This window comes from Sphingomonas tagetis, from assembly GCF_024211275.1.
Classification (GTDB): domain Bacteria; phylum Pseudomonadota; class Alphaproteobacteria; order Sphingomonadales; family Sphingomonadaceae; genus Sphingomonas; species Sphingomonas tagetis.
Genome location: NZ_JAMLDX010000006.1, coordinates 175,239 through 200,616, shown reverse-complemented (window position 1 = coordinate 200,616; position 25,378 = coordinate 175,239). Strand labels below are relative to the sequence as shown.

22 protein-coding genes are annotated in these 25,378 nt (G+C 67.9%); 9 read left to right on the top strand and 13 right to left on the bottom strand.

Annotated features, from left to right (window positions below; genetic code table 11):
* Window positions 1-6 precede the first annotated feature (6 nt).
* A complete protein-coding gene (locus M9978_RS10215; RefSeq protein WP_254292933.1) occupies window positions 7-2,055 on the top strand; it encodes a TonB-dependent receptor family protein in 2,049 nt (682 codons plus the stop codon).
* Between the two features lie 72 nt (window positions 2,056-2,127).
* Here the strand turns inward: M9978_RS10215 and hslU are convergent, their stop codons facing one another.
* The 3 genes from hslU to hslV are packed head-to-tail and all read right to left on the bottom strand — an operon-like array spanning window position 2,128 to window position 5,025.
* Window positions 2,128-3,420, bottom strand: coding sequence for an ATP-dependent protease ATPase subunit HslU (gene hslU / locus M9978_RS10210; protein ID WP_254292932.1), 1,293 nt, complete (start codon window positions 3,418-3,420; stop codon window positions 2,128-2,130).
* A 19-nt stretch (window positions 3,421-3,439) separates the two neighbouring features.
* Window positions 3,440-4,474, bottom strand: a complete 1,035-nt coding sequence (locus M9978_RS10205) for an aldo/keto reductase (RefSeq protein ID WP_254292931.1) — start codon at window positions 4,472-4,474, stop codon at window positions 3,440-3,442.
* Window positions 4,474-5,025, bottom strand: a complete 552-nt coding sequence (gene hslV, locus M9978_RS10200; protein ID WP_254292930.1) for an ATP-dependent protease subunit HslV — start codon at window positions 5,023-5,025, stop codon at window positions 4,474-4,476. Before hslV ends, M9978_RS10205 begins: the two co-directional genes overlap by 1 nt.
* A gap of 84 nt (window positions 5,026-5,109) precedes the next feature.
* On the opposite strand from hslV, the gene M9978_RS10195 reads away from it, so the two are divergent.
* The 4 genes from M9978_RS10195 to M9978_RS10180 all read left to right on the top strand — a co-directional run bounded on the left by M9978_RS10195 (window position 5,110) and on the right by M9978_RS10180 (window position 8,494).
* Window positions 5,110-6,261, top strand: a complete 1,152-nt coding sequence (locus M9978_RS10195; protein WP_254292929.1) for a Yip1 family protein — start codon at window positions 5,110-5,112, stop codon at window positions 6,259-6,261.
* 366 nt (window positions 6,262-6,627) lie between these two features.
* Window positions 6,628-7,380: a TlyA family RNA methyltransferase gene (locus M9978_RS10190; RefSeq protein ID WP_254292928.1), complete on the top strand. Its 753-nt coding sequence runs from the start codon at window positions 6,628-6,630 to the stop codon at window positions 7,378-7,380.
* Window positions 7,377-8,276, top strand: a complete 900-nt coding sequence (locus M9978_RS10185) for an aldose 1-epimerase family protein (RefSeq protein ID WP_254292927.1) — start codon at window positions 7,377-7,379, stop codon at window positions 8,274-8,276. The genes M9978_RS10190 and M9978_RS10185 overlap by 4 nt, the downstream gene beginning before the upstream one ends.
* A 68-nt stretch (window positions 8,277-8,344) precedes the next feature.
* On the top strand, window positions 8,345-8,494 hold the full coding sequence (locus tag M9978_RS10180; protein WP_254292926.1) for a hypothetical protein: 150 nt from the start codon (window positions 8,345-8,347) through the stop codon (window positions 8,492-8,494).
* Here M9978_RS10180 and M9978_RS10175 read toward each other — a convergent pair.
* Window positions 8,491-9,999, bottom strand: a complete 1,509-nt coding sequence (locus tag M9978_RS10175) for a helicase HerA domain-containing protein (protein ID WP_254292925.1) — start codon at window positions 9,997-9,999, stop codon at window positions 8,491-8,493. The genes M9978_RS10180 and M9978_RS10175 overlap by 4 nt on opposite strands.
* A gap of 13 nt (window positions 10,000-10,012) precedes the next feature.
* Window positions 10,013-10,195, bottom strand: a complete 183-nt coding sequence (locus M9978_RS10170; RefSeq protein ID WP_254292924.1) for a hypothetical protein — start codon at window positions 10,193-10,195, stop codon at window positions 10,013-10,015.
* Window positions 10,196-10,387: 192 nt separating this feature from the next.
* On the opposite strand from M9978_RS10170, the gene M9978_RS10165 reads away from it, so the two are divergent.
* The 3 genes from M9978_RS10165 to M9978_RS10155 all read left to right on the top strand — a co-directional run bounded on the left by M9978_RS10165 (window position 10,388) and on the right by M9978_RS10155 (window position 11,601).
* On the top strand, window positions 10,388-10,600 hold the full coding sequence (locus M9978_RS10165) for a hypothetical protein (protein WP_254292923.1): 213 nt from the start codon (window positions 10,388-10,390) through the stop codon (window positions 10,598-10,600).
* 70 nt (window positions 10,601-10,670) lie between these two features.
* Window positions 10,671-11,033, top strand: a complete 363-nt coding sequence (locus M9978_RS10160) for a TFIIB-type zinc ribbon-containing protein (RefSeq protein WP_254292922.1) — start codon at window positions 10,671-10,673, stop codon at window positions 11,031-11,033.
* Between the two features lie 64 nt (window positions 11,034-11,097).
* A complete protein-coding gene (locus tag M9978_RS10155; protein ID WP_254292921.1) occupies window positions 11,098-11,601 on the top strand; it encodes a 2OG-Fe(II) oxygenase in 504 nt (167 codons plus the stop codon).
* Here M9978_RS10155 and M9978_RS10150 read toward each other — a convergent pair.
* The gene (locus M9978_RS10150; RefSeq protein WP_254292920.1) at window positions 11,573-12,997 is read right to left on the bottom strand and encodes an aldehyde dehydrogenase family protein; all 1,425 of its coding nucleotides are present in this window, start codon (window positions 12,995-12,997) and stop codon (window positions 11,573-11,575) included. The genes M9978_RS10155 and M9978_RS10150 overlap by 29 nt on opposite strands.
* 76 nt (window positions 12,998-13,073) lie before the next feature.
* Here M9978_RS10150 and M9978_RS10145 point away from each other — a divergent pair, with 76 nt between their 5' ends.
* The gene (locus tag M9978_RS10145; protein WP_254292919.1) at window positions 13,074-14,045 is read left to right on the top strand and encodes a quinone oxidoreductase family protein; all 972 of its coding nucleotides are present in this window, start codon (window positions 13,074-13,076) and stop codon (window positions 14,043-14,045) included.
* Between the two features lie 61 nt (window positions 14,046-14,106).
* On the opposite strand, the gene M9978_RS10140 is transcribed toward M9978_RS10145, so the two are convergent.
* The 7 genes from M9978_RS10140 to M9978_RS10110 form a co-directional block, all read right to left on the bottom strand.
* On the bottom strand, window positions 14,107-15,405 hold the full coding sequence (locus tag M9978_RS10140; protein ID WP_254292918.1) for a M20/M25/M40 family metallo-hydrolase: 1,299 nt from the start codon (window positions 15,403-15,405) through the stop codon (window positions 14,107-14,109).
* A gap of 181 nt (window positions 15,406-15,586) precedes the next feature.
* A complete protein-coding gene (locus M9978_RS10135) occupies window positions 15,587-17,065 on the bottom strand; it encodes a PQQ-dependent sugar dehydrogenase (protein WP_254292917.1) in 1,479 nt (492 codons plus the stop codon).
* A gap of 112 nt (window positions 17,066-17,177) precedes the next feature.
* On the bottom strand, window positions 17,178-18,227 hold the full coding sequence (locus M9978_RS10130; protein ID WP_254292916.1) for a phytase: 1,050 nt from the start codon (window positions 18,225-18,227) through the stop codon (window positions 17,178-17,180).
* Window positions 18,227-21,007 carry a TonB-dependent receptor gene (locus tag M9978_RS10125; protein WP_254292915.1) on the bottom strand — a complete coding sequence of 927 codons (2,781 nt, stop codon included), beginning with the start codon at window positions 21,005-21,007 and terminating at the stop codon, window positions 18,227-18,229. Before M9978_RS10125 ends, M9978_RS10130 begins: the two co-directional genes overlap by 1 nt.
* A gap of 195 nt (window positions 21,008-21,202) precedes the next feature.
* Window positions 21,203-22,615, bottom strand: a complete 1,413-nt coding sequence (gene glnA, locus M9978_RS10120; RefSeq protein WP_254292914.1) for a type I glutamate--ammonia ligase — start codon at window positions 22,613-22,615, stop codon at window positions 21,203-21,205.
* 150 nt (window positions 22,616-22,765) lie between these two features.
* A complete protein-coding gene (locus M9978_RS10115; protein ID WP_254292913.1) occupies window positions 22,766-23,104 on the bottom strand; it encodes a P-II family nitrogen regulator in 339 nt (112 codons plus the stop codon).
* A 225-nt stretch (window positions 23,105-23,329) separates the two neighbouring features.
* Window positions 23,330-25,306 carry a hypothetical protein gene (locus tag M9978_RS10110; RefSeq protein WP_254292912.1) on the bottom strand — a complete coding sequence of 659 codons (1,977 nt, stop codon included), beginning with the start codon at window positions 25,304-25,306 and terminating at the stop codon, window positions 23,330-23,332.
* Window positions 25,307-25,378 lie beyond the last annotated feature (72 nt).

The following is a 25,378-nucleotide window of genomic DNA, read 5'->3' as shown; positions in this document are numbered from 1 at the left end:
CTATCCATGAAGACTCTCCATGCGGCGGCGCTGCTTGCCGCCACTTGCTTTGCCCAGATGACTTCGGCGCCGGCTTTTGCCGAGGAGGCGGACCAGAAAGAACCGCCGATCATCGTTACAGGGCATCCCGATCCGGACGATCCGCCCGCCGTTGCCGAAGCGCGCAAGCGGCTCTCGCGCACGCCCGGCGCGGTCGCGGTGATCGCGGCGGAGACGTTCGAAGACCGGCTGGCGATCGGCATGCCCGACGTCCTGCGCGACGTGCCGGGTGTGCTCTCGAACAAGCGTTATGGCGAGGAGTCACGGCTGTCGATCCGCGGCTCGGGCATCGGGCAGAGCAACCACCAGCGCGGCGTGCTGCTGGCGGAGAATGGCATTTCCTTTGCCGATGCCGACGGCTTTTCGGACTTCCAGAAGGTGGACGTGATGAGCGCCCGCATGGTCGAGGTCTATAAGGGCGGCAACGCGCTGCGCTTCGGCGGAGCGCAGTTGGGCGGGGCGGTGAACCTCGTCACCGTCAACGGCCGCACGGCGCTCTCAACGGTGCTGCTGCGCGCCGAGGGCGGAAGCTATGACAGCTGGCGCGGGCAGGCGGCGGCGGGCGGGGTGGTTGGCGACTTCGACGCTTATGGCTCGGTCAACGGCTACAAGGCGGACGGTTATCGCGCCAATTCGGCGAGCGAGCAGCTGCGTGGGACGGTCAATCTTGGCTATCGCGTCGGCGAGGACAGCGAGGTTCGGCTGATCGCCACCGCGGCGACGATCGAGCAGGGTGCGCCGGGCACGCTGACGCTGGCGCAGGCCCGCGCCAATCCGCGCCCGGCGAGCGCGGCGGCAGTGGCGGGACGCTGGTCGCGCGACCAGGATGTGCGGCGGGCGACGCTGCAGACCCGGCTGCGGCTGTCGGACGGGCTGGTGTTCGAGGGTGGCGTCTATGCCACCGGCACCGACCTGCGGCATCCGATCCCGATCGTGCTGGAGCAGGACATCCATACCGAGGGCGCATTCGGCCGGTTCGACCTGTCGGGCGAGATTGGCGGGCATGCGGCCGATCTGTTCTTCGGGGCGAGCTTCCGGACCGGGGCGCTGGATCAGCAGACCTACGCCAACATCGCCGGGGTCAACGGCATGAAGATGGGCGATGCGCTGCAACGGGCGAGCGGACTCGACCTGTTCGCCGAGGGGCGGTTCTTCGTGGTGCCTGAGCTGGCGGTGGTCGCCGGGGCGAGCTGGGGGCATGCCAGCCGCGACTATACCAACCGCTTGGCGGGGCGCGGCGATGACGTCGAATTCCAATGGCTCGCGCCGCGCTTCGGGCTTTTGTGGGAGCACGGCGGGACGCAAGTCTATGCCAACGTCACCCGCTCGGTGGAGCCGCCGGCATTCGGGGCGCTGGTGCAGTCGAGCTTCTCGGGGTTCAACTTCGTGCCGGTCGAGCCGCAGCGGGCATGGACGGTTGAGGTCGGGACGCGCGGCCGCAGCGGGGCGGTGTCGTGGGATGTCGCCGCGTATCGCGCATCGCTGAAGGGCGAGATGCTCAACTTCACCGTCTCCCCCAACATCCCGGCGGCCGTGTTCAACGCGGATCGGACGCGGCATCAGGGGGTCGAGGCGAGCGTCGACTGGCGGATCGTGGATAGCGGCGACACGCTGCTGCGGCTGCGGCAGACCTGGGCGTGGTCCGACTTCAGCTTCACCGGCGACGCCGCCTATGGGAACAACCGGCTGCCCGTGGTGCCGGAGCATCAGCTACGAACCTCGCTACGCTTCGAGAAGGCCAGGGCGTGGGTGGAACCGATGCTCGACTGGCGGCCCAAGGATGTGTGGGTCGACTACCGGAATACGCTGAAGGCGCCGGGCTACGCGCTGCTGCATCTGTCGTTCGGGATCGATCTGCCCGGCGGGGTGACGCTGTTCGCCGATGCGCGGAACCTGACCAACAAGAACCATGTGCCCGAGTTCGGGGCGGTGGTGAACGCGAATGGCGCGGATCAGGCGGTGTTCTATCCGGGCGAGGGGCGATCGCTGTTCGGCGGGGTGCGGGTGCGGTTTTAGGTACGTGGGGGAATCTCGGTGAGACATCCCCCACCCCAACCCCTCCCCTGAAGGGGAGGGGCTTTTAACAGGCTAGAGCACGTAGCGGCTCAAGTCCGTATTCCGCGCGATGCTGGCGAGCTGGCTGTCGACGTAAGCCGCGTCGATCACGATCGCGGTGCCCGCCTTGTCCTCGGCGCCGAAGCTGATTTCCTCGAGCAGCTTCTCCATCACCGTCTGAAGCCGGCGAGCGCCGATATTCTCGATCTCGGCGTTCACCTCGGCGGCGATGCGGGCGATGGCGCGGATGCCGTCGTCGGTGAAGCTGATCTCGACGCCCTCGGTGCCGATCAGCGCCTTATATTGTTCGGGCAAGGACGCCTTGGTGTCGGAGAGGATCGCGACGAAATCGTCCTCGGTCAGGCCCTTCAATTCGACCCGGATCGGCAAGCGGCCTTGCAGCTCGGGCAGCAAGTCGCTCGGCTTGGCGACGTGGAACGCGCCACTGGCGATGAACAGGATATGGTCGGTCTTCATCGGCCCGTATTTGGTCGAGACCGTGGTGCCCTCGATCAACGGCAGCAGGTCGCGCTGCACGCCCTCGCGGCTGACCGAGCCGCCGCGCACGTCGCTGACCGCGATCTTGTCGATCTCGTCGAGGAAGACGATGCCGTTGGCCTCGGCATCCGCCAGCGCCTGACGGCTGACCTCGTCCTGATCGAGCCTTTTGTCGGCTTCCTCCTCGACCAGCTTGGCCCAGGCGGCGTGGACGTTCATCTTGCGGCGCTTGAGCTGCGGGCCGCCAAAGCCCTTCATCATCTCGCCGAGATTGATCATCTGCGGGCCGGCGCCGGGGATCTCGAACGGCATGCCGCTGGCCGCCTCGACCTCGATCTCGATTTCGCTATTGTCGAGATGACCGGCGTTGAGCCGTTCGCGGAACGCCTCGCGCGTCGCCTGCGAGCTATCCTTACCGGTCAGCGCGTCGAGCAGGCGCGTCATCGCTGCGGCTTCGGCCTTATCTTTGACCGCGGTGCGGCGGCGTTCCTTCTCCAGCCGGATCGCCTCTTCCACAAGGTCGCGGGCGATCTGCTCGACGTCGCGACCGACATAGCCGACCTCGGTGAACTTGGTCGCCTCGACCTTCACGAACGGCGCGTCGGCGAGCTTCGCGAGGCGGCGGCTGATCTCGGTCTTGCCGCAGCCGGTCGGGCCGATCATGAGAATGTTCTTGGGCGTCACCTCATCGCGCAGATCGGCCTTGAGCCGCTGGCGACGCCAGCGGTTGCGCAGCGCGACGGCGACCGCGCGCTTGGCCTCCTGCTGGCCGATGATGTGCGCGTCGAGCGCAGCGACGATGGCTTTGGGAGTCAGGTTGTCGTTCATTTCGTTTCTCTGTCGAGAGTCAGTTGCCGGGCCGCCCGGCGAGCGCCTGCGCGATCGGCTGGTCGATGCGGTCGATGAAGAAGCCGGGAAAGCCGCGGCGGAGCTGGCTGACAGCTTCCATTGCGGCGATCTCTTCCTCGCTCAGCTTGAGGTTGACCGCGGCGAGATTGTCGTCGAGCTGGTGCAGCTTGGTCGCGCCGAGCGTGATGCTCGACACCTGGTCCCTGGAGAGCAGCCAGGCCAGCGCGACCTGCGCGAAGCTGACGCCATGGCTGTCGGCGATGCCGCGGATCACGTCGAGCAGGCGGAAGCCCATCTCCTTGTCGAGCGGGATGTCGTCATGGCTGGCGAGGCGGTCGTCGGCGCCGCCAGCGTTCTCGCGTGTATATTTGCCGGTGAGGAAGCCGCCGCCGAGCGGACTCCACGCGGTGATGCCGAGCCCATAGCGGCGCGCCATCGGCAGGAATTCTTCTTCGATGTCGCGGTGCATCAGCGAATAGAGCATTTGCGCATGGGTGAACGGCGCCCACCCATTGGCGCGCTGCAGCTCGATTGCGGCGGCGACCTTCCAGGCCGGCCAGTTCGACACGCCGAGATAGCGCGCCTTGCCCGCGCGGACGATCGCGTCGAGCGCTTGCAGCGTCTCCTCGAGCGGCGTGTTGCGGTCGTCGCGATGCGCGATGAAGATATCGAGATAGTCGGTGCCGAGGCGCTTGAGGCTGTGATCGACCGACCAGTGGAGGTGCGCCGCCGACAGGCCGGAGCGGTTGAGCGGCTGGCCGGTGCGCCACCCCGCCTTGGTCGCGATGACCAGCTCGTCGCGGCGACCGGCGATGATCTTGCCGAGCATCTCTTCGGACTCGGTATCGGCATAGACGTCGGCGGTGTCGATCAAATTGACCCCGGCGGCGATCGCCCGGTCGACCAGGGCGGCGGCGTCGGCAAGATTGGTCTTGGCGATGGCGGCGACGCCACCGCCGCGCGTGAAGGTCATCGTGCCGAGCGAGAGGCGCGAGACGATGAGGCCGGAATCGCCGAGGCGGGAATAGAGCATCAGGCGGCCGTTTCCAGGGTTTCGACCGTCAGCCGGTCATTGGTGTAAACGCACACATCCGCCGCGATCTGCATCGCCTTGCGGCAGATTGTCTCGGCATCCTGCTCGTAATCGACCAGCGCGCGCGCGGCGGCGAGGGCATAGTTGCCCCCCGATCCGATCGCGGCGATGCCGGCCTCGGGCTCGAGCACGTCGCCATTACCGGTGATGATCAGCGTGATGTCCTTGTCGGCGACGATCAGCATCGCTTCGAGGTTGCGCAGATATTTGTCGGTGCGCCAGTCCTTGGCGAGTTCCACCGCAGCGCGCATCAACTGGCCCTGATGGCGTTCGAGCTTGCTTTCCAGCCGCTCGAACAGGGTGAAGGCGTCGGCGGTGGCGCCGGCGAACCCGGCGATGACCTTGCCGTCACCGAGCGGGCGCACCTTGCGTGCATTGGGTTTCATGACGGTGGACCCTTGGGTCACCTGGCCGTCGCCGGCGATGACGACGCGGCCGTTGCGGCGCACGGAAAGGATGGTGGTGCCGTGCCACTTCAAGGAATCGCTCATGGCCGCAGGATATGGGGCCGCCGCTCTCGGGTTCAATGCGATTCTGGTGTATGCCGAGTCGGGCAGGAACAGGGAGGGCGCGACATGGCGAACGGACTGACCGAGCGGTGCAAGAACATCCTGTTGAAACCCAAGGAGGAATGGGCGGGCATCGATGGCGAGCCGGCGAGCGTCGGCGGGCTGATGACCGGCTGGGTCGTGCCGCTCGCGGCGATCGGGCCGGTGGCCGGATTGGTCGGCGGACTGGTATTCGGGTACAGCGCGTTCGGCGTGACCTATCGCCCGAGCGTGACGGGTGCGCTGACCAGCGCGGTGATCGGCTATGCGCTGGCGCTGTTGAGCGCGTTCCTGCTGTCCAAGATCATTGACGCGCTGGCGCCGAATTTCGGCGGGCAGAAAAACGGCGTGCAGGCGATGAAGGTCGCGGCCTATAGCGGCACGGCGGCTTATCTCTGCGGCATCTTCCAGATCATTCCGCAGCTCGCGATCCTCGGCATTCTGGGACTCTATAGTCTTTACCTCCTCTATCTCGGTCTTCCACGGCTGATGAAGGCGCCGGAGGACAAGGCGATGGGCTATACGGTCGTGACGGTGATCGTCGCGATCGTGCTGTTCCTGATCGTCGGCGCGGTAACGACGGCGCTGACCAGCGCGCTGGCACCGCGGGCAGTGACCTTTGGCGACAGCGGCGGGACGGTCAGCGGCGAGGTCGCGGTGCCGGGCGTGGGCAAGGTCGATGTCGGCAAGCTGCAGGAAGCCGCCGCCAAGATGGAAGCCGCGGCGACGAAGGCCAAGTCCGCCACCCCCGCCGACCGCCAGTCTCTCGCCGCTTTGCTGCCGGCGTCGGCCGGCGGCTGGACGCGCACCGAGCTGGAAAGCTCGAGCGCAAGCGCGGGCGGCATGGGCGGATCGCAGGCCGAGGCGAAATACGAGGCCGAGGGCAAGAGCGTGCGGCTCAAGGTCACCGACCTCGCCTCTGCCGGGGCGTTCGCGGCGATGGCGAGCGCGTTCAAGGTCGAGACCAGCCGCGAGACCGAAAGCGGCTATGAGAAATCGGGCATGATCGACGGCCGCTACACGATGGAGAAATGGAACAAGAGCGGGCGCGGCAGCTATGGCATCTTGCTGGGCGACCGCTTCCTGATCGAGGCCGAGGGCGATGCGCCCGACATCGGGGCGCTGAAGGCGCTGGTCGGGGCGGTCGATGTCGGCAAGCTCGAGGCGCTGGCGACCTGAGCCGGGCGTGCCCTGCCCTGGCAGATTCCTGCGCGACGCGTCGTTTCGTGACAGCATGGATAACGACCACGCTGGCACACGATCGGGTCGCCGAGAATTGTGTGCTGGCCGAATTCCTAGCCGACCGTCAGTGGCAAGGCGCGTCGGCGCGGCCAGGCCGCTGATCTGAGCCTCGAAAGTGACCGAGCGAAAAGGGGGTCTAAACACCCGGTCACCCGGCTCATAATAACATCAGCACGCCTTGAATTCCAGAATCGCATTCCCGCCAGCGGTTTGCGGAGAACCTGGGGTGGCTCCTTCGGCCTTAGCGCAGGTTGTGATGCGCCTCGTAATGGGAAAATGGATTGTGTTGGGCTAGGAGCGGGCATGGCCAAGACGCGTCCCGATCAGTTGCTCGTCGACCGCGGGCTGGCCGAAAGCCGCACGCGTGCACAGGCGCTGATCCTGGCGGGGCTGGTGTTCAGCGGCGACAAGCGCATCGACAAGCCGGGACAGCCGATCGCGCCCGATGCGCCGCTCGACGTGCGAGGGCGCGACCATCCCTGGGTGTCGCGCGGCGGGGTCAAGCTCGCGCATGCGCTCGATCACTTCGGACTCGATCCCGCGGGTATGACCGCGATCGATGTCGGCTCGTCGACCGGCGGGTTCACCGACGTGCTGCTGACGCGCGGCGCCGCCCGCGTCTATGCCGTCGACAGCGGCACGAATCAGCTCGCCTGGAAGCTGCGCCAGGACGAGCGCGTGGTTGTGCACGAGCAGACCAGCGCGCGCATTCTGACCGCCGCGCATGTGCCCGAGCCGATCGATTTGGTGGTGTGCGATGCCAGCTTCATTGGGCTGGCCAAGGTGCTCGAGCGCCCGTTCGCCTTCGTGCGGGAGGGGGCGTGGATGGTGGCGCTGATCAAGCCGCAATTCGAGGCGGGGCGCGACGAGGTCGGCAAGGGCGGCGTGGTTCGCGATTCCGCGGTGCACGAACGGGTGTGCAACGAGGTGGTGGCGTGGCTGGAGGCCGGGGGCTGGCGGGTCAAAGGGGTGACGCGCAGCCCGATCACCGGGCCGGAGGGGAATGTGGAGTTTCTGGTCGCGGCGCGATCGGGCGCGGCGGGCGAGCTGGCATGAGCGCGGACTGGGTCACGATTGGCGACGGCACGCTGACCGCCGCGGTCAACCCGCTGGGCGCGGAGCTGTCGTCGCTGACCGATGCGGCCGGGGGCGAGTGGATGACCGACGCCGACCCGGCCTATTGGAGCGGGCGCTCGCCGCTGCTGTTTCCGATCGTCGGCGCGCTCAATGGCGGGTGCTATCAGCTCGGCGGCGAGAGCTATGCGTTGCCGCAGCACGGCTTTGCGCGGCGGCGGCGGTTCGAGCAGGTCGAGCGGGCGGCGGATGCGGTGCGGTTTCGGCTGACCGACGATGACGAGACGCGGGCCGTCTATCCGTTCGCCTTCGCGCTGGACGCCGACTATCGCATCGCGGACGGCGCGCTGACGATCGCCTGCACGGTGACCAACCGCGGCGCGGCGCCGATGCCGGCCAGCTTTGGCTATCACCCCGCCTTCGCCTGGCCGCTGCCGGGCGAAGCGGACAAAAGCGGGCACGCGATCCGGTTCGACTTGCCGGAGACGAGCGCGCTGGCCAGGCTCGAAGGCGGGCTGATCGCGGGCAGCGACCGGCCTTCGCCGCTCGCCGGGGATCGACGGACGCTCGCGCTGAACGACGCGCTGTTCGAGGCGGATGCGCTGATCTGGACCGGGCTGGCGAGCCGCGCGGTGACCTATGCCGTGCCCGGCGGCGCGAGCTTGCGCGTGGCGTTCCCCGACGTCGACAAGCTCGGCATCTGGACCAAGCAGGGCGCGCGGTTCATGTGCATCGAGCCCTGGTGGGGGCTGGCCGACCCGGCGGGGTTCGCGGGGGAATTCTCCGACAAGCCTGGCGTCATGACGTTGCAGCCGGACGAGGCACGGACCTTTGCGATGGTGCTGATGCCGATGGCCAAATCGTCACAAAATGGGTAAGCTATAACCATCGATAGACTCGACAGGCCCGCTGATTGCGCGCAGCATCCTTCATGGGGGATGTTACGATGGTGAAGGCATTGATTTCCGGCCGCGCCGACCGGGCGCATCGGGAGACTGAAACGACCGAACAGGAGCCGCTGAAGCGCGTCTGCGCCTATGTGGAGGCGGTGGGCGCTTGCCTGCTGATCGGGATTGTCGCGGTGTTGCTCTTCTAAAGCAGCCGCGCGCGCTCGGCCGCGCGCACGGCGGTACGGCCGGGACGTTGCGGGTTGGCCGGATCGGGCCAGGCCGGGGCTGTGGTCCAGCCGAGATGCGGCAGGCTGACGCTGCGCTTGCCCGCCAGATCGGTGCGCGCGACGATCAGGCCCTTTTCCTCGATATGCGCGATCATGCGCTTGGCGCGGCCCAGCGAGCTGGTGCCGTAGAGCGCGGCGATCTGCGCATCGGACGGGCAGGGCTGGTTCTCACGCGCGGCGCGAGCGATGCCGAGGAAAGGCGTGAGCATCTCCTCGGGCAGCGAAGCCGCCAGCGTGAGCGCCTCGTCCCAGCCCGCGGCATCGGCGATACCGGCGCGGGCGAGCGCGAGCGACGCGCGGAACTTGGCAAGGTCGATGCCCGGCTCGACCCCGCGCATGCGGCAGCGGACGGTGTAATCCTGAAAGATGTTGGGCAAGGCTTGGCGCCCATCACTGGCAGCGCCCTCGCCCGCGATCTCGGCGAGGATCGCGCGGCGGACATCGGCCTGCTCGCTTTCCTCCAGCACCGGCATGTCGGGCACCGGGGCAGGGGCGGGCGTGGCGACGGCGCGCATCAGGTCAGCCATCGGCGTGGGTGCGGGCGGCGGCGGGGGCGGAAGCTCGTCCGCCGCCGAGGGGGCGAACAGCATGTCGCGCATGTCTTCGGTTGCGGCGGTGGGCAGCGGGGTGAGCTTGGGGCTGACCGCCCGCGACCCGGTCTTGACCTCGCCGATGCGGACGCTGATCGGGCGGCGGGTGATCGCCGGGCCGAGCGCGAGGAACTCTCCACGCGCAAGGTCGCGGATCGCGTCGGCCTGGCGCCGCTCCATGCCCAGCAGGTCGGCGGCGCGCGCCATGTCGATGTCGAGGAAGGTGCGGCCCATCAGGAAGTTGCTGGCCTCGGCGGCGACATTCTTGGCGAGCTTGGCGAGGCGCTGCGTCGCGATCACGCCGGCAAGTCCGCGCTTGCGGCCGCGGCACATGAGGTTGGTCATCGCCGCGAGCGAGGTGCGACGCGCGTCCTCGGCGACCTCGCCGGCGGCGGCGGGGGCGAAGAGCTGAGCCTCGTCGACGACGGTGAGAACCGGGTACCAATGCTCGCGCGGGGCGTCGAACAAGGCGGCGAGGAAGGCGGCAGCGGCGCGCATCTGGCCGTCGATTTCGAGGCCTTCGAGGTTGAGCACGACGCTGGCGCGATGCTCGCGGACACGCAACGCGAGGCGGCCGAGTTCGGTCAGGCTGTAGTCGGCGGCATCGACTGCGATATGGCCGAAGGCATCGGCGAGGCTGACGAAATCGCCTTCCGGGTCGATCACGACCTGCTGGACAAGGCCTGCGCTGCCCTCGAGCAGGCGGCGCAGCAAATGCGACTTGCCCGAGCCCGAATTGCCCTGGACCAGCAGGCGGGTGGCGAGCAACTCCTCCAGGTCGACGGCAACCGGATTGCCGCCGCCGTCGAGGCCCATGTCGATTCGTGCGGTCATGCTGTGGTCGCGGTTAGCGGGTTCGGGCGCGGTCGATCAACGCGATCGCGACGAGCAGCGCGAGTCCGACGCCGAGCCCGCCGATGAAGCCGACCGAAGGCTGGCCGCGCAGCACGCCGGCGACGCTGCCCACGATCAGGCTAAGGGCGAGCAATGCGCCGCCGGCGAGCGGCACTGAGGAGGGCTTCTTGGTCATTGCGTTTCCCTTGCCACGTCCCGCGCCGGGACGCCACCGTCCCGATGCGGGAAGCGCGACACGGCTTTTTCGGCATGGTTTATGGCGGTTTACCCTCGAAAGGCGCGGAACCCGCGGGTTCGTCGAAGCTGGCACGGCGATTGGATGCTCGGAGGCATCGCAACGCCCGCAGGAGCGCCCATGGTCCCCGATATGTCGCCAGTTCCCTATCTTGCCGACCGCGCGCATGTGAGCGATGCGGCGGAGCTGATCGCGCTGTTCGGCGACGATGCGGGGTTCGAGGCGGCGGCGCGCGCGGACCGTTATCGCGACCTTGGCAACCACATCAATTTCTGCCGCTGGCGCCAGATCGAGCGGCTGATCGTGCTGATGAGCGTCAACCGCGCGGTCGGCACGGTGCATTGAACGGGATTGCGTTGCGGCGAGCCGTCACACTTCCTAGCTAGGTTCGATCGACCACGATCAGGAGCCGATGATGCGAACCCCCGAAGCCGTTGCCGGAATGATGTGCCCCGTATGCAAGGTGGGGCTCCATATGAGCGACCGGCAGGGGATCGAGATCGATTACTGCCCGCAATGCCGCGGCATCTGGCTCGACCGCGGCGAACTCGACAAGATCATCGAGCGCAGTGCCGCGGCCGAAGCGCCGGCTCAGCCTGCGCCGCCGCCCGCTCCGCAAGCGCCGCAGCCGCCTCAGCCTCCGCAAGGCGGACCGTGGGGCGGGGGCTATCCGCAGCAAGGCTATGGCGGCGAATATGGCGAGCGCGGCTTCGGCCACGACCCGCGCTATTACAAGCACAAGCGCAAGAAGAGCTTTCTCGAGGATCTGTTCGACTGAGCGGAATCGGCACGCCCTATGTCGACCACCCGCCGCCTTCGCGCCCGCCGAGTGCGAAGCGATCGTGGCGCTGGTCGGTCGACATGCGCTCGAGCCGGCGACGGTGTGGAGCGGGACGCACGATCATGTCGATCTGCGCATGTGGCAAGCCGAGCGCTGCCACCTGCCGCGGAACGCGTGCGAATGGGTTTACGACCGGCTCGACACGCTGTTCGCCGAGGTGGCGGCGCGGCTGGATATCGCGGTCGATCCGCTGTTCGAGGATATCCAGCTGGTCCGCTATGGCGCCGGCGCGCATTTCCAGATCTGGCATTCGGACGCCGGCGCCGACCGTCAGGCCGAACGGCTGATTTCCGCCTCGGTCGAGCTGTCCGACGCCGGTGACTATGAAGGCGGGGTGCTGGAGATCGTGCCGGCGCTGGGGCTGCCGCGCACGCTGCCGCGCTCGCCTGTTCCAGTCGCGCCTGCTCCACCGCGTCACGCCGGTGACCCGCGGGGTGCGTCACGCGCTGGTGGCATGGACCGACCGGCGCGGGTGACTAGGCCAGCGCGCCGACCAGCGACTTGACTTCCATGAACTCGGCCAAGCCGTATTTGCCATATTCGCGGCCATTGCCCGATTGCTTGTAGCCGCCGAAAGGCAGGCCGGGGTCAGGCTGGCCGCCATTGATATAGACCATGCCGGCGCGCAGCCGCGGGGCGACGCGCTTCACTTCCTCGGGGGTGCCGAACACCACCGCCGACAGGCCATATTCGGTGTCGTTGGCGATGCGGACGGCGTCTTCCTCGTCCTTGTAGGGGATGATCGTGACGACCGGGCCGAAAATCTCCTCGCGCGCGATCGTCATATCGTTGCGCACGCCCGAGAAGAGCGTCGGCTTGACGTAGAAGCCGGTGTCGATGCCGTCGGGGCGGCCGGGGCCGCCGGTTTCGAGCCTGGCGCCTTCCTCGATCCCCTTGGCGATCAGGCCCTGAATCTTCTCCCACTGCGCCTTGTTGACGACCGGGCCGATATGGCGGCCTTCCTGCGCGGGGTCGCCGGTCTCCACCGCCTGCATCGTCGCGGCGGCGATCTGTGCGGCCTCGGCGGCCTGGCTTTCATGGACGAGCATGCGCGCGGGGGCGATGCAACTCTGGCCGGAGTTCATGATGACGCTCTGGAGTCCGGTGGGCACCGCTATGGCGAGGTCGGCGCCGGGCAGGATGACGTTCGGCGACTTGCCGCCGAGCTCCTGATGGACTCGCTTGACTGTGTCGGCGGCGTTCTTGGCGACCTGAATGCCGGCGCGGGTCGAGCCGGTGAAGCTGACCATGTCGACGTCCTTATGACGGCTGAGAGCGGTGCCGACGCCGGGCCCGTCGCCTTGCACGAGGTTGAACACGCCCGCTGGGACGCCAGCCTTGTCGATGATCTCGGCGAAGATCGCGGCGCAGGACGGAGCTTCCTCGCTGGGTTTGAGCACCATCGTATTGCCGGCGGCGAGTGCGGGGGCGACCTTGGCGACGATCTGGTTCATCGGCCAGTTCCACGGCGTGATCAGCGCGACGACGCCGATCGGCTCGTGCACGACGAGGCTCTTGCCGATCTGCTCTTCGAAAACGAACTCGCGCAGCGCCTTGATCGTGGACATGAAGTGGCCGATGCCGCTGCCCGCCTGCGCGGTGCGCGCGAGGCTGATCGGCGCGCCCATTTCCGCCGCCATCGCCTCGGCAAGGTCGCCGGCGCGCGCCTTGTATTCGGCGAGGATCGCTTCGAGCAACGCGGCGCGTTCCTCGACGGTGGTGCGCGAAAAGCTGTCGAACGCGGCCTTGGCGGCGGCGACGGCCTTGTCGACATCGGCCTGCGAGCCCAGCGTGATTTCGGTGACGGGGCTTTCCGTGGCAGGATTGATCACCGCGTGACGCGTGCCGCCCTCGCTTTCGACCCATTGGCCGCCGATATAATGGTTGAGATAGCTGCGCATCGTGGCCTCCGGCTTGTCGAGTGGTGTAGATGGCGGCAGCGGGTGCGGGTTGCAATGTGAAACTGGAGAATCGGGTATGGCGCGGGTCGCGGTGATCGAACGAACGGGCGGACCGGAGGTGATCGGGTGGGAGACGCGCGAGCTGCCGCCGCCAGGGCCGGGCGAGGTGCGCGTGCGGCACGCGGCGGTGGGGCTGAACTTCATCGACACCTATCACCGCGGCGGCCTGTATCCGCTGCCGATGCCGAGCGGGCTGGGCAGCGAGGCGGCGGGCGAGGTGACCGCGGTCGGCCAGGGCGTGGCCCTGACCGTAGGGGATCGCGTGACGACGTTCGGGCCGACGCTGGGGGCCTATGCGACCGAGCGCAACGTCGCCGCGGCGTCGCTGTTCAAGCTGCCCGATGGCATCGACTTCGACACGGCGGCGGCGGTGACGCTGAAGGGCGCGACCGCCGAGTTTCTGGTCGAACGCTGCGCCCGGGTGCAACCGGGCATGACGGTGCTGGTGCATGCGGCGGCGGGCGGGGTCGGGCAGCTGCTGGTGCAGTGGCTCAAGCATGTCGGCGCGACCGTGATCGGCACCGTGGGCAGCGCGGCCAAGGCCGGGCGGGCGCGGGCACTGGGGGCGGATCATGTCATCGAATATAAGAACGAGGACATCGCCGCGCGGGTGCGCGAGATCACCGGCGGCAAGGGCGTCGAAGTGGTGATCGACGGCGTCGGCGGATCGACCTGGGGGGCGTCGCTCAAATCGGCGGCGCGGCGCGGGCTGATCATCAGCTTCGGCAATGCCGGCGGGCCGGTCGAGGGCGTCAATCTCGCGACGCTCAACCAGCATGGCTCGCTGTTCGTCACGCGGCCCAAGTCGTTCGACTATTACATCGCGCCCGACGAGCGTGCGGCGGGGATGGCGCGGGTGTTCGAGCTGGTCGAGAGCGGAGTGTTGAGCGTCGAGATCGGGCAGCGCTTCGCGTTGGAGGACGCGGCCGAGGCGCACCGGGCGCTCGAGGCGGGGGCGACGGTGGGATCGACGGTGCTGGTGCCCTAGCGGCGGTCTCGGTGAGACATTCCCCACCCCAACCCCTCCCCTGAAGGGGAGGGGCTTGGAGTCAGCGCTTTTCCTTAGACAGCCGGGTGATGAACACCGCGCTGCGCAGCGCCTGGAGCGGGATCGAGGGGAGATCGATCCACTCGCCCTCGGCATGCGCGCCGCCGCCCGCGACGCCGAGGCCGGCGAGCGTGTCGACGTCCGCCGCGACGAAGGCGGAGTCGGCGGCGCCGCGCCGGGCGGGGTCCATCTCGGCCATTTCGGGCAGCTTGAGGTCGCGGTTGACGGCGTTGAGCTTCGTCAGCAGCGCGCGGTTGCCGGCGGTGGGCGACATCGGGGGATAGCCGTCCTGAAACACCAGCCTGGCGCTGGTGCCGGGCAGGTTCCCGGCGGCGGCGATCGCCTGCATCGCGGCGCGGGTCTTCGCCTCCTGCTCGGGCGTGAGCGCGCGCAGGTCGCCGCGCGCGACCGCGCTCTCGGCGATGATGTTGGTCTTGCCGCCGGCGCTGACCTGATAGCCGTTTTCGGCGAGCGTCGCGGGGGTGCCCGCGGCCATCACGCCGATATTGAAGGTCAGGTTGGGCTCGGGCAGCGTGCGGCGGAATTCGTCGAGGATGCGCGCCAGCTCATAGGCCGCGCCATAGCCGAGGCCGGGGCCGAACACATTGCTGCTGTGGCCGGTCTTGCCGGTGGTGGTGAGCGTCCAGTTGGCCGAGCTGCGGCGTGCGACGGTGCCCTTGTCGGCGCCGTCCTCGCGCGCCAGATTTTCATATTCGAGCGCGACATCCGCCCATCTGCCGGCCTCGATCAGGTCGCGGCGGGCGATAGCGAGCGGGGCGCCGGTGCGCTCCTCGTCGCCGGTCAGCACGATCTTGATGTCGGCGCCCTCGAGCGTGCCCGCCGCCTGCATCGCGCGCAGCGCGGCGACGATCACGACGATTCCGCCCTTGTCGTCGCCGATGCCGGGACCGGTCGCGCGCTCGCCCTCGCGCACGAACTTCTGGAAGGGCGATTCGGGTTCGAACACGGTGTCGAGATGCGCGATCAGCAGGATGCGCTTGCCGCGGCCATTGCCCGTGTGGGTGGCGATCAGATGCCCGGCGCGGCCGGTCGCCGTCATGTCGATCCATTCGACTTGGAAGCCGAGCGGTGCGAGTTCGGCGCGGACCATTTCGCCGACCTTGGTGACGCCAGGCAGGTTGAGCGAGCCGCTGTTCACGTTGACGAGACGTTCGAGCAGCTCGACATGGCGGCCGGTTTCGGCGGTGACGGTGGCGGCGATCTTCCGGTCGCTGGCGCTCTGCGCGAGCGCGGGGAGGGCGGCGGCGAGGGCGAAGGCGGCGAGCAGGGTGTGGGTCATGCCGCCAGCCTAACGCAGATCGCGCGGAAGGGAATGCGGGCCGCGCAAATGCCAATTTCGAATCGAGGGTATCCAATTTCTGTTGGATCGAGCAAATCAACGGAAACAACGGCGACAACGCACTTCTTTAAATGGATGCCGATGCCAGCGTTGCCTCGCCCGAGGGAAAGCGACGGCCAGATCAATTTACCCGGAAGATCTCGCCATCGAGATCGACGAGATAGAGATTGCCCGCCGCATCCTCGCCGAACGAGGCGAGCTGGTTGATCGTGCCGGCATCGGGGGTGAAGTCGATATTGCGGCGTTCGTAGTTGCTCGACGGGTAGAGGCTGCCTGCGACCAGCGACGCGGCGGGGACGGTCCAGATGTTGCCGCTGACGAAATCGCCGAACACATAGGAGCCGATCAGCGAGGTGACCGGACCGCGATAGACATAGCCGCCGATCACCGATCGGCCCTGGCGCGGGCCGGTGCCGGCGGGATATTCGGTGACCGGGCCGGTCAGGCCGGCCGGGGCGGTGCCGCTGAACGGCTGGCTTCCCTCCATGAAGCGCCAGCCGAAATTGAGGCCGGGCTGGTCGGTGCGGACGACGTCGATCTCCTCGACCGCGCTCTGCCCGACATCGCCGATGAACAGGCGGCCATCGGGCGCGAAGGAGGCGCGGAACGGGTTGCGCAGGCCGAGCGCGAACACCCATTGGTCGCCGCCGGCGATGAAGAAGGGGTTGTTCGGGGCCGGGCCATAGCCGCCGCCGCTGAGCGCGATGCGCAGGATCTTGCCGAGGCGGACCATCGGGTTCTGCGCGTTGTTCGACGGATCGCCGCCGCTGCCGCCATCGCCGACCGCGACATAGAGCAGCCCGTCCGGGCCGAAGCCGAGCCAGCCGCCATTGTGGTTGTCGAAGGTCGGATGCGGCGTGCTGAGCACGAGGCGATAGCCCGCCGCACCGCCGAAGCTGGGGTCGCCGAGCAGATAGGCGCGCACCTCGACCGCGCCGTCGGGGGCGGTCGCGACGACGAAGGCATCGCCATAGACGCTCGGCTGGACGGTGTTGGGCGCGAGGCCGAGCAGGCCGCGCTCGCCGCTGGTCGAGAGATTACCGACGGTGCGGACGAGCGTGCGCGCGCCGGTCGCGGGGTCGAGCCGCCAGATGCCGCCGCCCTTCTCGACGACATGGACGCGGGTGTCGCCGGGGATCGGTGCGACATAGAGCGGGGCGGTGAAGCCGGTGCCGACGCGGCGCACGGCAATCCCTTCACGGCTGTCGGTGACGGTGATCGCGACGTCCTGCGTGGCGGTCAGCGAACCGTCGCTGACGCGCAGCTGGACGCGATAGACATTGTCGGCGTCGGCATCGCCGGGCAGCTCGAAATTGGGGACGGGGGTGAAGACCAGCGCGCCGCCGCTGCCCATGGTGAAGCGGCCCGCATCGGCGCCGCCGGCGATCGAGAAGGTGAGCGGGTTGCCGTCGGGATCGGTCGCAGTGGCGGTGTAGGCGGCGGTGCTGTTCTCGGCGACCGAAGCGGTGGTGGCGGAGGTGAAGCTGGGCGGCTGGTTGGGGGGTGGCGGCGCGGGTTGGGGCGTGGCGCCGCCTCCGCTGCACGCCGCGAGCGTGGTGGTGGCGATCAGGGCAAGGCGGCCGAGCAAAGTCGCGCGCATCGCATCCTCCGTTCGTGTCGGATGCGTAACGCGTGGGCGGGAGGAAGTTCCGTGAGGAACGGGGTTAATCGGGTATCGTCCTTATCCTCCCCCTGGCGAGGGAGGATAGGGGTCAATCGATCTTGAGCGCGGCCTTGATGTCGTCCCAAGCGGCGAGTTTGAAGTTCTGCGCCTTGGGCGGGTTGTAGCCGTCCTGCGCGACGAACAGCCCGCCGGGATAGCCGGGACCGAAATCGCCGGGGGCGAAGTCGATGCCGTCGGTTTCCTCGGTCGCGCCGAGCTTGCCCGGGGCGATGCGGAAGCGGCCGACGAAACGGTCGTCGGACAGGCGATAGACGGCATAGGCGTGGTCGCCCTGGCTGGAGACGATGAGGTAGCCGCCATTGCCGTCGCCCTCGGGTGCGAGCGTCACGCCCTCGGTGTCGGCGACGATCTGCGCGCCGTCGGCTTTGGCCATCGGAATCGCGTCGGTGGAGCCGTCGGCACGGGCGTCGAAGCGCCACAGGCCGATGTCCTCTTCGGCGACATAGAGCCGATGCGTGCGCTCGTCGGCGACGCAGCCTTCGGACTGGGTGGCGAGCTTCATCGTGCGCAGCAGCTTGCCGGTGGGCGCGGCGCCCGAGAGGTCGAGCTCGACCTGGCGGATGGTGCCGTCCTTGATCACGTTGAAGGCGTGGAGCTTGCCCGCGCTACGGTAGAGGCACACGCCATAGGCTTCGCCCGCGCCCACCGGCACGATGCCGAGCGGGGTCAGCTTCGCGGTGGCAGGGTCGAGCCGGAACAGCGCCAGCCTGGCGTTGAGCTTGTCGTTGCGGTCGCTCGCCGCGACGATGATGCCGAGCGGCCCCATGTCCTTGAGATCGACATTGTTGACCCGGCCCGCATCGATGAAGAAGCGGCTCTTGCCGGTCAGGTCATAGACGTGCAGCCCGGCCTTTTTGTCGGTGCCGACGATCAGGCTGGCGACGGGGTCGGCCGGGTTGCGCCAGATCGCGGGATCGTCGGCGGCGTCGGCATTGGCGGTGGCGACCGCTTCGGTCTCCCCGCGCGCCGTGACCGACGCGGCGGGGGTGGTGGGGACGATGGGGACTTGCGCCCCGGTGGTGGCGCAGCCTGCCGCCGCGAGCGGCAGCATGCTGAGGGCGAGGGCGCGGGCGAGCATCAGAAGGTCACCCGCACGCCGCCGCTGAAGCGGCGTCCGAAGCGCTCCCACTCGATCGTCTGATAGGTGATCGTGGGCGAAGGCGTGCCGGTCGCGGTCAGCAGATTGCCCGGCTCCGAATAGCGGCGGCCCGGATTGTTGAGCAGGTTCGACGCGTCGAAATAGATTTCGGCGAATGGCGTGACCGAGACGCGCGCGGAGAAATCGAGCTCGTCGTCGGCCGCCCAATAGGTGTCGCCGCCATCGGTGAGATCGTCGGCGATGCCGTCCATCCAGGTGCTGCGGCGCTGGTACTGAAGCCGGATCGAGACGCCGTATTTCTCGTAATAGCCGCCGATGTTGTAGACGAGGTCTGAGGTGCCGGGCAGGCGCACCTTGCGCGCCGGGACCGCGCCGATCGCGGGCTTGGTCACTTCGCTGTCGTTGATCGTGATATTGGCCGAAAGGCCGAAGCCGCCCATCCAGCCGGGCAGACCGAGCTGCTCGGTCCACGGCTCGAGCTGGAGCTGCGCCGCCGCCTCCGCGCCGAACACGCGGCCGCCGCCGCCATTGGTGATGCCCGAGAAGGTGTAGCCCGAACGGTCCACGCCGCCGGTGTTGAGCGCGTCGGAACCGAAGGTGCGCGTCTGGCGGTACAGCACGTCCTCGACCTTCTTGTAGAAGGCGCCGACCATCAGATAGCCCTGCGGGCGGACGAACCATTCGAAATAGCCGTCCACGCCATAGGCGCGCTCGGGCTTCACCGCCGGGTTGCCGCCCGAAATGGAGCCGTTGGTGTCGTTGATGACGACGTTGGGGCGCAGCTGGTCATAATCGGCGCGCGCGGCGCCGGTGTTGAACGAGAGGCGCAGCTTCTTGGTGTCGTCGAGATTGTAGTTGATGTGCAGGCTCGGGAAGACGAGCGTGTCGCTCGATTCGGTGACCACCGGGCCGGTCGTCACGCCGACCGTGGCAACCGCCGCGCCGCGATTGGTGATGTGCTCGACGCGGGCGCCGCCGACGATCGAACCCCAGTCGTAGCGTACCGTGCCTATCAGATAGCCGGCGAGGATGCGCTCACGCACCTCGTAATTGTTGGCGGTGACCGGCGCGAAGGCGAAATTGGCCTGAGCGGCGGCAGAGATCGCCTCCATCTTCGCCGCGTCGAAATATTTGAAGGTGTAGCCGAGCGGGATCTTGCCCTGGAACGGCGCCGACGAGGCGAACTGGTTGAAGTCGGTCGGCAGGCCGATCGCATTGGCCTGCGCGCCGGTCAGGCTGATCTGCTTCTCGTCCGCGGTCTTGGTGCGCTGGTCGAACTGGAAGCCCACGGTAAGCACCGCCTCGCCGCCGAACAGCGCGGTCTCACGCGAGAGGGCGAGGCGCGCGGTATAGGCGTCGGTGGTGTCGACCGCGTCGAGCACAGTCAGCGACACCGGCGGCTTGGCGAAGCTGTCGATGTCGGTCACGCGCGTGCCGGCCTGGAAGCGGGTCGGGCCGCTGAGCTGGGTGGTGGTGAACAGCGTGAGGTTGCTGCGGTTGGGGTCGGTGAAGTCATAAACGACGGTGGGGCGCGCGGTGCGCGTGCCGGGGCTTTCCCAGCTCACCTCGCCGGTGACCGAGCGGTCGTCCTTCGACCGGGTGAAATTGCCGAGCCAGTTGAGCTTCCAGCCCTCGCCGAATTCGTGGTCGCCCTCGAGCGTGTTGGTGAAGATCGACTGGCGGAAGGCGCGCAGCGTCGAACGCTGGCGGATGTCGACGCCATAGACGGTGCCGGCGGGCGGGGTGTTGCCGATGCAGACATCGGCATAGCCGCTGGTGGTGGGCGTCGGGTTGGCGGCGATGGTGCAGGCGGCGGTGTTGGCGACGAGGTCGCCCTGACGGTCGTCGAGGTCGAAGCGGTAATTGTCGCGCTTCTCGTCGTCCTTGAAGATCGTGTAGATCGAACGCAGCGACACCTGGTTGGCGTCGTCCGGCCGCCAGTCGAGCCGGCCCGAGACCGACCAGTTGCGGCGCGTCAGGCGATAGAGCTTGTTCTCGGTCTCGTGCGCCCAGAAGCGCGTGCCGGCGCCGGGGCGCTGGTCCTGCGCGACGCGCTCATAATCGTTCTCGAAATTGTCGGTGATCATCTCGCGGCGGTAATAGCTGCCGGACAACAGCACGCCGATCTCGCCAAGGCCGGTGTCGAAGCGGTCGGAGACGACCGCCGATGCCTCATATTCGCCGCGGCGGCCCAGTTCGGCCTGACCGAAGCCCGCCTTGCCGGCGAAGTGGAACCCCGGATAGTCGAATGCCGAGCGTGTAATGACGTTGACGTTGCCGGCGACGGTCTCGCCCGGCATGTCCGGCGTGACCGCCTTCGACACGATGATCTTGCTGGCGATCGCCGAGGGAATCGAGTCGAAGCGCGCGTCGCGGCCTTCGGGGCTGACGACGTTGATGCCGTCGAACGAGAGCGTCGTCCAATAGTTGGGCGCGCCGCGGATCGAGACATAGCGCGCCTGACCCTGATCGCGCTCGACCGCGAGGCCGGGCAGGCGGCCGGTGGCCTGGGCGATGTTCTGGTCGGGCAGGCGGCCGACGCCGTCCGCCGCAGCGACGGTGACGAGCGAGTCCGAATTCTTCTGGACTTCGAGCGCGGCGGCTTCGGATTCGGCGATCGGGCGGGCGCCGGTGACGACGATGCTGTCGCCATCCTCGGGCGCGGGCGCCTCGTCGGCAAGCGCCGGTGCGGCGGTTGCCAGGGCGAGCGTTGTGAAGCTGGCGGTGGTGAGCGTGCGGATGATCGAACGGCTGGTCATGATGTCCCCCGAGTGAAGTTTAGGGGGCGCTAGGGACGTTCGGTGACGGTTCGGTGCGATTCCGGTTTCGGTTCGGTGATGAAACGATGACGCAGCGATGACGGCTGTGGATGGCCGCAACGGAAAACGCCCGGACCTTTCGGTCCGGGCGCTCCGCTGTCCGTTGCCGCCTCCCCCGAGGCGGCGCGGGATTAATCAGGACGAATAGTACATGTCGAACTCGACCGGGCTGGGGGTCATTTCCCAGCGGGCGACTTCGGCGCGCTTGATCTCGACATAGGCCTCGATCTGGTCGGCCGAGAACACGTCGCCCTTGAGCAGATAGTCCTGATCGGCCTCGAGGCTGTCGAGCGCTTCGCGCAGCGAGCCGCAGACGGTCGGGACGAGGCTCAGTTCCTCGGGCGGCAGGTCGTACAGATTCTTGTCCATCGGGTCGCCCGGGTGGATCTTGTTCTGGATGCCGTCGAGGCCGGCCATCAGCAGCGCCGCATAGCAGAGATACGGGTTGGCCAGCGCGTCGGGGAAGCGGAACTCGACGCGCTTCGCCTTGGTGCCTGCCCCATAGGGGATGCGGCACGAGGCCGAGCGGTTGCGCGCCGAATAGGCGAGCAGCACCGGCGCTTCGTAACCCGGGACCAGACGCTTGTAGCTGTTGGTCGACGGGTTGGTGAAGGCGTTGAGCGACTTGGCGTGCTTGATCACGCCGCCGATGAAGTAGAGGCACGCTTCCGACAGGCCGGCATAGCCGTTGCCGGCGAAGGTGTTCTGGCCGCCTTCCCAGATCGAGATGTGCGTGTGCATGCCCGAGCCGTTATCTTCCTTGATCGGCTTGGGCATGAAGGTCGCGGTCTTGCCATAGGCATGCGCGACCTGATGCACGACATATTTGTAGATCTGCATGCGGTCGGCGGTGGTGACCAGCGTGCCGAAGGTCAGGCCGAGCTCGTGCTGCGCGGCGGCGACCTCGTGGTGGTGCTTGTCGCACGGCAGGCCCATTTCGAGCATGGTCGAGACCATCTCGCCACGGATGTCGACGGCGCTGTCGACCGGCGCGACGGGGAAATAGCCGCCCTTGGCGCGCGGGCGGTGGCCCATGTTGCCGGCTTCATATTCCTTGCCCGAATTGCCCGGAAGCTCGATGTCGTCGATCGCGTAATAGCTGGTCGAATAGCTGTTTTCGAAGCGGACGTCGTCGAACATGAAGAATTCGGCTTCCGGCCCGACATAGACGGTGTCTCCGATGCCGATCGACTTGACATAGGTCTCGGCGCGCTTGGCGGTCGAGCGCGGGTCGCGGGCATAGAGTTCGCCGGTCGACGGCTCGACGATGTCGCACACCAGGATCAGCATCGGGGTCGCGCTGAACGGATCGGTCCACACCGCATCGAGATCGGGCTTGAGGATCATGTCCGACTCGTTGATCGCCTTCCAGCCCTCGATCGACGAACCGTCGAACATCAGGCCGTCGGTCAGCTCGTCCTCGCCGATCACCGAAGCGACCATGGTGAGGTGCTGCCACTTGCCCTTGGGGTCGGTGAACCGCAGGTCGATCCACTCGATCTCCTGATCCTTGACCATCTTCAGAATATCGCTGGCGGTGTTAGCCATTACTTGCCCTTTCGCTCTCTTGGACCCGTCACCGGGAGAATCATGTTGCGCCGCAACGCAGTTTCGTGAAATTTTTGCAGTGCGTCAAATCGCGCATATTTTGCGCTTACTGAAACATCAGATCGCGACCTATTTGCGCATATTGAAACATCAAATCGCGTCTTCGTTGCGCTCCCCGGTGCGGATGCGCAGCGCGGTCTCGATCGCGGTGACGAAGATCTTGCCGTCCCCGATGCGCCCGGTTTGCGCCGAGGCGGCGATCGCCTCGACCACGCGCTCGGCAAGGCTGTCCTCGACCACCACTTCCAGCTTCACCTTCGGCAGGAAGTCGACGACATATTCGGCGCCGCGATACAGCTCGGTATGCCCCTTCTGGCGGCCGAACCCCTTGGCTTCGGTCACGGTGATGCCCGACACGCCGACTTCGTGAAGCGCCTCTTTCACCTCATCGAGCTTGAACGGCTTGATGATGGCCTCGATCTTTTTCACAGCCTCTCGTTCCTTCATTTACGCGGGTTTGCGGCGTTCGTCCGGCAGCAGGCCGTTGCCGCGCCGCGCGAGGATCAAGTGGACCGCTTCCCCCTGACGCGCGGGTTGCAACGGGCGTGCCAGAATTTGGGCGACGGGAATCCGCGGCTGGCGGCGGTGCCGGGTTAACGACTGCCTAACAAATGGGCAGATGCCGCAGAGTCTTGCGCGATTGCGGGGCAGCGATCAGCCGCCCGGCGGACGCGCGCGCCACGCCGCCTCGACCATCAGCCGCGCGGCTTCGCGGCGGCGGTTGGCGAGCGCGCGGTCGGATATGGTGACCGCGGCGGCGTCGCCGGTGAAACGGCTCGACGTGCGTGCGGCGAGCGCGGCGCGGGCAGGCGTGAGCGCGTCGCCGGCGCGGCCCGAGCGCAGCAGCGCGCGGGCGAAGGGCTCGGCGACGTCGAGCAATTGCGGGCTGTCGCCGCCGAAGATGCGGGCGTTGGTGGCGAGGCGCTCGCCGAACATGCGGCGCCCCTCGGGCTTGTTCTGCAGCGTGAGGTTGGCGGCGAGCGCGAGCACCGCGTCGCGGCGCAGATTGCCTTCCCACGGGATCATGTCGTTGGCTTCGATCCGGGCGAGCAGCAGGCGGCGGATCGGCTCGGCCTCGGCGGCCTTGCCATTGGCTTCGAGCAGCGCGGCGAGCTGGGCGCGGGCGCGCGCCTCGGGGCTGTCGAACGCGGCGGAGACGGTCAGCTTGTCGTCGGCGGGACCGGCGGCGACGGCTTCGCGCGCGGCAGCCTCGGCTTGCGCGGCCTTGCCGGCGCGCGCGAGAATGCGCGCCTGGACGATGAGATAGGCGGTGAGCGTGGTGGCGTCCAAATCCTTGGCGCGCGCACGGCGCAGCGCGTCGGCATTGAATGCTTCGGCGGCGGCGATCTGGCCGCGGGCAAGCAGGATGCCGGCGATTGCCTCGGCATAACGCTGGGCGTCGAGGTCTTCATAGGCGCCGTATTTCTCGACCAGCGCCCATAGCCGGCGATAGAGCAGATCGGCCTCGTCATAGCGCGACTGGGCGGCGATGGCGTCGGCGAGCTGCTTGGCATAGCGGTTCGCGCCGCCGGAATCGAAGCCGTAGCGCTTCTCATAGGAGGCAAAGAGTTCGGCGCGCAGCGGCTCGGCCAGCGCCGGATCGCCCGCCGCCATATAGGCGTCGGCAAGCACGGCGGCGGCATCCTCGAGCGGCTTGTCGGTGGGCTTGAGCAGGCGGCGGTAATTTTGCAGCGCGATGCGGTAGATCGCGATCGTGCCGGCATTGCCGCTGCCGGTCTGGCCGCCGATTTCGACGAGCTTGTCGGTGGCCTTGCGCGACAAAGCGGCGCCGGGGGTCTCGCCGAGCGATTGCTGGATCGCGCGAAGGCCCGCGTCGGTTTCGCCCGCCTCGAACATCAGCGCGATCTCGACATCGGCGGGCGCCGCGCCGGGTGCGCGCGCTCTGGTATAGGCGGCGCGGGCGCCGGCGATGTCGCCGGCAGTGCGGCGGATATTGCCGAGCGCGTGGTGGAGGTTGCGGACCTGTTGCGGTGCACGTGCGCCGGGGCGGTCGAACAGCGACAGCGCGAGCGTGACCAGCGCCGCCGCCCTGGGCCGGTCACCGCCGCCCCAATTGTCGACGCTCTGCACGCGCGCGACGAGGTCGGCGGCGAAGGCGATCTCGAATTGCGGGTCGGCCGCGGCGAGGAAGGGTTTGATGAACGCGGCCGCGCGTTCCGCTTCGCCCGCCATGGCGAGCGCATAGGCCATGAAATAGATGTCGTCGAACGTCTGGCCGGTGACCGGCGTGGCGTCGGCGGCTTCGTCGAGTGCGACATTGCCGAGGCGATACAAAGCGGTGAGCTGAATCCAGCGCGCCATCAGCGCCCAGTCGCGCGCCTTGAACGCGGCGGAGCGGGCGTCGAGCCAGCGGGCATAGACGCCCGACATATCGCCCGCCTTGAGCGCGGCGATGTCGGCCGGCGGGCCGGTCAGGTCGAGCGCGGACAGGATCGGCGGCGAGGCCGGGCTGCGCTTGTCCGCGAGCAGGATTTCGAGCGCCTGGATGAGCGCGGCGTCGGCGCGGGATCGATCGGCGGTGGTCAGCGTGGGGAGTTGGGCGGGCGGCGTCTGCGCGATGGCCGGGAGCGCGGCGGTCAGCAGGAACAGGGCAACGGCCAGTTTACGCATGCGGGTCTCCCGGCGCGGGTGTGGCAAGCGGATGGCCGCGGCGCAACGGTCAGGATGTTCCGGCGGCCAGTT

Excerpts from the sequence above, each read along its gene's own strand:
- M9978_RS10215 (WP_254292933.1), top strand. The coding sequence starts at position 7 with ATGAAGACTCTCCATGCGGCGGCGCTGCTTGCCGCCACTTGCTTTGCC.
- hslU (WP_254292932.1), bottom strand. The coding sequence starts at position 3,420 with ATGAACGACAACCTGACTCCCAAAGCCATCGTCGCTGCGCTCGACGCG.
- M9978_RS10205 (WP_254292931.1), bottom strand. The coding sequence starts at position 4,474 with ATGCTCTATTCCCGCCTCGGCGATTCCGGCCTCATCGTCTCGCGCCTC.
- hslV (WP_254292930.1), bottom strand. The coding sequence starts at position 5,025 with ATGAGCGATTCCTTGAAGTGGCACGGCACCACCATCCTTTCCGTGCGC.
- M9978_RS10195 (WP_254292929.1), top strand. The coding sequence starts at position 5,110 with ATGGCGAACGGACTGACCGAGCGGTGCAAGAACATCCTGTTGAAACCC.
- M9978_RS10190 (WP_254292928.1), top strand. The coding sequence starts at position 6,628 with ATGGCCAAGACGCGTCCCGATCAGTTGCTCGTCGACCGCGGGCTGGCC.
- M9978_RS10185 (WP_254292927.1), top strand. The coding sequence starts at position 7,377 with ATGAGCGCGGACTGGGTCACGATTGGCGACGGCACGCTGACCGCCGCG.
- M9978_RS10180 (WP_254292926.1), top strand. The coding sequence starts at position 8,345 with ATGGTGAAGGCATTGATTTCCGGCCGCGCCGACCGGGCGCATCGGGAG.
- M9978_RS10175 (WP_254292925.1), bottom strand. The coding sequence starts at position 9,999 with ATGACCGCACGAATCGACATGGGCCTCGACGGCGGCGGCAATCCGGTT.
- M9978_RS10170 (WP_254292924.1), bottom strand. The coding sequence starts at position 10,195 with ATGACCAAGAAGCCCTCCTCAGTGCCGCTCGCCGGCGGCGCATTGCTC.
- M9978_RS10165 (WP_254292923.1), top strand. The coding sequence starts at position 10,388 with ATGTCGCCAGTTCCCTATCTTGCCGACCGCGCGCATGTGAGCGATGCG.
- M9978_RS10160 (WP_254292922.1), top strand. The coding sequence starts at position 10,671 with ATGCGAACCCCCGAAGCCGTTGCCGGAATGATGTGCCCCGTATGCAAG.
- M9978_RS10150 (WP_254292920.1), bottom strand. The coding sequence starts at position 12,997 with ATGCGCAGCTATCTCAACCATTATATCGGCGGCCAATGGGTCGAAAGC.
- M9978_RS10145 (WP_254292919.1), top strand. The coding sequence starts at position 13,074 with ATGGCGCGGGTCGCGGTGATCGAACGAACGGGCGGACCGGAGGTGATC.
- M9978_RS10140 (WP_254292918.1), bottom strand. The coding sequence starts at position 15,405 with ATGACCCACACCCTGCTCGCCGCCTTCGCCCTCGCCGCCGCCCTCCCC.
- M9978_RS10135 (WP_254292917.1), bottom strand. The coding sequence starts at position 17,065 with ATGCGCGCGACTTTGCTCGGCCGCCTTGCCCTGATCGCCACCACCACG.
- M9978_RS10130 (WP_254292916.1), bottom strand. The coding sequence starts at position 18,227 with ATGCTCGCCCGCGCCCTCGCCCTCAGCATGCTGCCGCTCGCGGCGGCA.
- M9978_RS10125 (WP_254292915.1), bottom strand. The coding sequence starts at position 21,007 with ATGACCAGCCGTTCGATCATCCGCACGCTCACCACCGCCAGCTTCACA.
- glnA (WP_254292914.1), bottom strand. The coding sequence starts at position 22,615 with ATGGCTAACACCGCCAGCGATATTCTGAAGATGGTCAAGGATCAGGAG.
- M9978_RS10110 (WP_254292912.1), bottom strand. The coding sequence starts at position 25,306 with ATGCGTAAACTGGCCGTTGCCCTGTTCCTGCTGACCGCCGCGCTCCCG.